Origin of the sequence: Planktothrix sp. FACHB-1355, from assembly GCF_014748295.1 — a bacterium.
In the GTDB taxonomy this organism is placed as follows: Bacteria; Cyanobacteriota; Cyanobacteriia; order Cyanobacteriales; family Aerosakkonemataceae; genus Aerosakkonema; species Aerosakkonema funiforme_A.
Genome location: NZ_JACJUP010000904.1, coordinates 1 through 3,007 on the forward strand (window position 1 = coordinate 1; position 3,007 = coordinate 3,007).

At 42.9% G+C, this 3,007-nt stretch carries 6 protein-coding genes; all 6 read right to left on the minus strand.

Going from position 1 to position 3,007, the window contains the following annotated elements; translation table 11 throughout:
- Positions 1-228, minus strand: a 228-nt coding sequence (locus tag H6S82_RS33095; protein WP_206756903.1) for a hypothetical protein, incomplete at its 3' end; no start/stop codon positions are given.
- Positions 229-429: 201 nt separating this feature from the next.
- The gene (locus H6S82_RS26720; protein ID WP_190472965.1) at positions 430-600 is read right to left on the minus strand and encodes a hypothetical protein; all 171 of its coding nucleotides are present in this window, start codon (positions 598-600) and stop codon (positions 430-432) included.
- Entirely contained in the window at positions 597-770 is a 174-nt protein-coding gene (locus tag H6S82_RS26725; protein WP_190472968.1) for a hypothetical protein, read from the minus strand. The genes H6S82_RS26720 and H6S82_RS26725 overlap by 4 nt, the downstream gene beginning before the upstream one ends.
- A 103-nt stretch (positions 771-873) precedes the next feature.
- Positions 874-1,041 carry a hypothetical protein gene (locus H6S82_RS26730; protein ID WP_190472970.1) on the minus strand — a complete coding sequence of 56 codons (168 nt, stop codon included), beginning with the start codon at positions 1,039-1,041 and terminating at the stop codon, positions 874-876.
- Entirely contained in the window at positions 1,038-1,388 is a 351-nt protein-coding gene (locus H6S82_RS26735; RefSeq protein WP_190472973.1) for a restriction endonuclease subunit S, read from the minus strand. The genes H6S82_RS26730 and H6S82_RS26735 overlap by 4 nt, the downstream gene beginning before the upstream one ends.
- A gap of 78 nt (positions 1,389-1,466) precedes the next feature.
- On the minus strand, positions 1,467-3,007 hold a 1,541-nt coding region (locus tag H6S82_RS26740), incomplete at its 5' end, for a PEP-utilizing enzyme (RefSeq protein WP_242057125.1).

The following is a 3,007-nucleotide window of genomic DNA, read 5'->3' on the forward strand; positions in this document are numbered from 1 at the left end:
TCCATTAAAATGGACTGAATACAAATTTTTCAGTCCACTTAAGTGGACTTGGGCTATTAGCTGGGGAATTGATTCCCCAGCGGGTGAAGTTGGGCTATTAGCTGGGGAATTGATTCCCCAGCGGGTGAACAAATCGCCACTACAAGGTAATTTTTGAGGAAATTTGGGGTGCGATTCGGTGTGCGATCGCTCAAAAGATATCAAGTTTAATTCTATATAAAAAGCCATTCACGAAAGCTGTCAGCCCGCCTGCGATTCAAATCGCTTTTCTTATAGCGAAAGTCCATTAAAATGGACTGAATACAAATTTTTCAGTCCACTTAAGTGGACTTGGGCTATTAGCTGGGGAATTGATTCCCCAGCGGGTGAACAAATCGCCACTACAACATTATTGCTTGGTCTATAACTAATGCCCATTTCCAAACTCTTTCAAACTTCCTGCTTCTGTGCAGCAGCAGCCCTTTTAGCTTCCGCCCTCAGTCGCCACTTTTCCGCATGAGCCGTTATCGACTCGCACATTTCCCTTGCTTTCTGTTCCGCTTTCTTAGCAAGTTCCACAATTTCTAGAAGTTCCTTTTCATCCATTTCTTTCTGTTTCATTTTTCTCCTTCTTCTTCCTGCTTTCTAGCCATTCCTTCTTCATACCAGCCTTGGTATTTCTCTGCCATTGCTGTTGCCATTTCGCTTATCTCTTTAAGTTGTTGTTCGCCAATCTTGGCTAATTCCAGAATTTCGAGTAATTTCTTTTCATCCAAAACTTTTTGTGTCATAAGCCTAATTATTAAATTATTTTATTTTTAAAGAGAGCAATCTGAGCGATCGCACTTCTTTGCATACCGGAAGTGCGATCGCCCTTTTTCATCCCTACCGATCTTACTTCTGTGCAGCTACTTCTACTACTCTTTTAGCTTCATACCAACGTTTGTATTTGGCAGTATTAGCTGTGATCGTTTCACACATTTTCCTGGCTTTCTGTTCAGCTTCCTTTGCTAATTCCAGAATCTCTAGGAGTTCATTTTCATCCAGTTCTTTTTGTGTCATTGCAAGTTCTCCAATCGAGTTTTAACCCTACCAACAGTTATTTTTGTTTCCAGCACTTGACCTAACTCTATTGCTAAATCTTCTCCAACCTCCTGAATTTTTTCTTCTATAATCACATCATTTGCTGAGAGATACTCAACACTAACCTGTATTCGCCTTCTGGATGTTTCTGCAAAAAACATACTCGTATTCAAAAAGGCAAACAACTGAACCAATGTAAAATTGTTGGGGAAACGCTCCATGCTGACTCTGGCCAGGTTAAGTCCTGCTGTTGCTTCCCGCTCGATCGTATCTAACTCTTGGTTTAATCGCTCAATCAGAGCATTCAGTTCTGATGGAATAGCCATAATTATGAGATTATATCATATTTAGTAATTAGACAATTAAAATTTTTAGAAAAACTTCGTTTGATTTTCTATTCCCAATTAGCTAATCTTAGAAACTTTGCCAGTGCTGCCGTTAAGTTCCACCAAGTCACCGTCTTTTAACCATTCGGTGACGCCGGGGAGAGAGACGATCGCAGGAATTCCCAACTCTCGCGCAACAATGGCAGCGTGAGATAGCAAACTGCCTTTTTCTACTAGCAAACCAGCAGCGGCGGGAAATAGCAAAATCCAACCCGGATCGGTGCGATCGGCAACAATAATTGTACCTGGTTGTAGGGGTACGCTGTTCTCATTTCCGACAATTTGTTTTGGATCTTTAATCACGCGCACAGCACCGCGCACGACTCCCGGAGAGCAACCGATTCCCTGTAAATAGCTGTGGTGCGTTACGCTCGATTGCGTTTCGCTAACGCACCCTACGGAATCTGAAGAAACCAACCCATTCTCAATTCCCCGATAAACTATGCCTCGCGTTTCAAAGCGATCGCCTGGTGATGGCATATCCTTATATTTGGCAAATTCTGCTTGACGCACAGCTACCAATCCTTTCAGGTCTGTGCAGGTAGCTGTACCTTCAATAAATCCCAAAATTTCGTTTACTTCTAAATAGAAAATATCGCGGGGAGAGTTCAGCAAATCGAGTGCATAAAAACGCTTTCCTAATTCTACAAAAACTCGCCGTGCGCGACCAAAAACGCGGGTACGTTCAAAGCGTAAATTTTCGCGATCGCGCACTCGTCTTCGAGCATTTTTCAGCACCCAATTAAACACGAATCGCCGCAAAGGATTGCCCCTCAACGCTCTCCTCACTCGTAATTCTGCTGTTTTTCGAGAAGAGGGGGAGACGGGGAGAGAGGGGGAAGGGGAGAGGGATAATTGACCGATCGCACGCAATAAAGGAAGTGGATTATCCTGAAGTGTGGGACTTTCTAATTTGAGTTCTTCCAAGCAGCGATCGCCAAACTTATCCAAATATTGCTGATACAATAATTTAAACTGAGGCAATTGTGCCATTGCTGGCAAAATCGCAGTTAAGGAACCATCACACAACAGTTTGGCAAATTCACGATTCACAGTCACCAAATCGGCCATTTCTCGCATTTTTTTGGCAGGTTCTGTACTGATAATATTGCCTTCGCCGCCAATCAAATCGTTTTGCAGGGTTTTCGATTCATCGTTGCACCATTTTTCGGTTAGCCGTCGCAAAACACCGTAGAAAATCATCGCCAAGAAATCGTTAATTAATGGTGCATCCCAACGAGTCAGCAATTGACTTTCAATTTGGCGATAATAAGCTGCCAATTCATCGGGACGCAAATCTTCTATATTGAATGGCGACGCCTGCAAAGCTCGATCTAATCGTCGATAAAATTGCCGAATGCGACGGGGGAGAAGGAAATAATTTGTGACTAAACCTACAACTGTTTTAACCAATCGCCAACTATCTTGCAAACGCTCTTGCCAACTAGCACTTTGCAACTCAGTTATAATACTTTCTGGCAAAGATTCCCGCACTCCCATCATTTGTTCCATGAAGCGCCGATTGACTGTAAAACCGGGCAATAATGCTAAAACTCGAT

What these genes read in the sequence shown, in the direction of transcription:
- H6S82_RS26720 (WP_190472965.1), bottom strand. Translation starts at nt 600, where the DNA reads ATGAAACAGAAAGAAATGGATGAAAAGGAACTTCTAGAAATTGTGGAA.
- H6S82_RS26725 (WP_190472968.1), bottom strand. Translation starts at nt 770, where the DNA reads ATGACACAAAAAGTTTTGGATGAAAAGAAATTACTCGAAATTCTGGAA.
- H6S82_RS26730 (WP_190472970.1), bottom strand. Translation starts at nt 1,041, where the DNA reads ATGACACAAAAAGAACTGGATGAAAATGAACTCCTAGAGATTCTGGAA.
- H6S82_RS26735 (WP_190472973.1), bottom strand. Translation starts at nt 1,388, where the DNA reads ATGGCTATTCCATCAGAACTGAATGCTCTGATTGAGCGATTAAACCAA.